This window comes from Marinobacter goseongensis (genome assembly GCF_023156235.1).
Classification (GTDB): Bacteria; Pseudomonadota; Gammaproteobacteria; order Pseudomonadales; family Oleiphilaceae; genus Marinobacter; species Marinobacter goseongensis.
The window spans coordinates 1-2,430 of the sequence record NZ_JAKZAI010000067.1 but is presented as its reverse complement, the minus strand read 5'-3'; the positions used below and the strand labels follow the sequence as shown (position 1 = coordinate 2,430).

General features: G+C 58.1%; 2 protein-coding genes. Both read right to left on the bottom strand.

Features of this window, described 5'->3' with window-relative positions:
• Positions 1-61: 61 nt before the first annotated feature.
• The gene (istB, locus tag MLC70_RS18325) at positions 62-802 is read right to left on the bottom strand and encodes an IS21-like element helper ATPase IstB (RefSeq protein ID WP_053112996.1); all 741 of its coding nucleotides are present in this window, start codon (positions 800-802) and stop codon (positions 62-64) included.
• On the bottom strand, positions 789-2,294 hold the full coding sequence (istA, locus tag MLC70_RS18320; protein ID WP_082640780.1) for an IS21 family transposase: 1,506 nt from the start codon (positions 2,292-2,294) through the stop codon (positions 789-791). Before istA ends, istB begins: the two co-directional genes overlap by 14 nt.
• Positions 2,295-2,430 lie beyond the last annotated feature (136 nt).

The following is a 2,430-nucleotide window of genomic DNA, read 5'->3' as shown; positions in this document are numbered from 1 at the left end:
TGTCAATGGCCATTTATTTTGACCCACCTTTGGCCAATAAAATTGACCCACCTTTCATAGTCTATCTTGTGGCTTTTTGCTTCAGTCGATAGCTTTCTCCTCCCAACATAAAGATGTGCGAATGGTGGATGACCCGGTCAATGATCGGCACCGCCACGTTGTCGTCGTGGAAGAACTCGCCCCAACTGGTGAAGTCCTTGTTGGTGGTCAAGATGATCGACCGGTATTCGTACAGGCTGTTGATCAACTGGAACAGATTGTAGCGGGCCTGCCGGGTCATGGGCAGGTAACCCAGCTCATCAATGATCAGCAGGTCGTATTTGGCCAGGGCGCTGACCCGTTTTTTCAGCTCACCCTTCATCTCGGCCAGTTCCAGCTCTTCCACCAGATCCAGGGCATTGCGGAACAATACCCGGTAACCAGCTTCCACTGCCTTGTGGCCAATACCGATGGCCAGGTGGGTCTTGCCCACACCCGGCGGGCCAATGAACACCAGGTTGTTCCGTTCGTCGAGGAACTGGAAGTCCAGCAAGGCGTTCACCTGGCGTTTATTAATGGTGGTCTGGTGCCGGTAGTCGAAGCCCTCAAGGCGCTTCTCGGCGGGGAACGCGGCCATCTTCCGATTCCGGTGGATGCGCTTGTCCTGCCGTTGAACCAGTTCGTGTTCGGCAAGCCGATCCGCGAAGCTGAGATAGGACATCTCGTTGGCTTCTGCCTCGGCCAGCAGGTTGATTAGTTCATCGGCGGCTGCGCTCAGGCGCAGGCTGCGGTAACGGGCTACAGTCTGTTCAAGCTGGCTCATGGGTCACCCCCTGGCCACTGGAGCGGCCAAGACGCTGGTAGGCGCTCAGATCCAATGCCTGCTTGGGTTCCGGTAACGATTCCGGCTGTCGCTCCCGCAGAACGGCCGCCTGGGCTGCTTCCAGGTAGTTTTGCAGTCGTGTGGCCGTCATGCCGGGGCGTTCTGCCAGCGCTGTGATCAACTCTGGATCCACCGGCGCATGGCGCTTGAGCAGGTCACGGGCAGCCACCAACTGATCCTTGTAGATCTTGGGCTCGGAGCGCTTGAGCTGCTGACACAACCGGTGCCCGGTCTCGTCGCTGATCAGGGCGTTGATACCAGCTTCCAGCTTGTTCACGCGCTGGGCATGATCCCGGTAGTGATGGGTGTTCTTGATCACCTTGCCCTTGTCGGCGCACAGCGCATGACTGGCAATGACTTCGCCCGTGTTCAGGTCGCTGATATGGAGTTGACTGCCGGACTCCAGAACGCCCACCCGGGCCTGCTGCCAGGCCATGGGCACGGAGTACTTGTTGGCCTTCCAGGCGATCAGGCCGGTCTTGTCCACCTGCCGTGTCTCGCGGGCCACAGGCTGTACGCAAGCCGGTGACAGGTAGGCCTCCAGATGTTCTCGCTCATCCCGTTCGAAGCGTTCCCGCGGTGGTTCGCCGGTGGTGCCGTGGATGCGGACATTGGCCACGCTCTCAACCCAGTCCTGCACGTGCTGACGCACGTGTTCCTGATCCCGGAAGACTTCACCGTAGAGGCAATCCTGCTTGACGTACTTAACACCGGCTTCCACCTTGCCCTTGCTCTCCGGGTCATAGCCTTCGCAGGCATGGATCCGGAATCCAGCCGTGGTGGCATACTCATGAAACCGTTGGTTGAGCGTCAGTTCGCGGTACTGTTCGTTGATCACCACCAGCTTGGTCTGATCGTAAACGCACTCATCCGGCAGGCCACCGAAGTACCGCAGGGCTTCGTCATGGAGCTGGATAAACGTCTGGGTATCCAGCGGGCGGAAGGCCAGGCCCACGTACATCAACCGCGAGTACGACAGCACGAACACCACAAAATGCAGCGTGCGTTCTTCGCCACCGATCAGCACGCCGCGCAACTCACCGGGGTCCACCTGACACTGAACACCGGGCACATCCTCCAGAATGGGCTCGTAATAGCGCATCTGGGCCGAGGCCACTTCCTCCTTGAGCACTCGCACATAACGGCGAATGGAACGGTCTGAGGCCGGTAAGTCGCCGACCTTTGCCTGAAGCTTACGGGCAATCTTGACGGCGCTGAGCTTGGGGAATTGCTTGAGCAAATGCACCAGATAATCCCGGTGATCATCGAGGCGCTTGGTGCGTGAGGGATCTTCAATCTGTTCTGAAATCGCGTTCTCATTCATCCGCAGATACTTGCGGACGGTATTGCGGGACAGCCCCAGTTCCTGACTGATGGCGCGGATCGACAACCCTTTGCCGTTATCGTGCAGTGCCTTGATTTTGTGTATCACAACCCACTCCTTCACTGACATGCCCCCGGCTATCGATAAAAGCGGGGGACAGTAGCTGGTTCTGTGGCCTGACGGCCACCCGGGGGTGGGTCAAAATAAATGGCCAGTAGTGGGTCATTTTAATTGGCCACTAACA

Bases quoted from the DNA above. Each gene is read 5' to 3' on its own strand.
- istB (WP_053112996.1), bottom strand. From the start codon at position 802: ATGAGCCAGCTTGAACAGACTGTAGCCCGTTACCGCAGCCTGCGCCTG.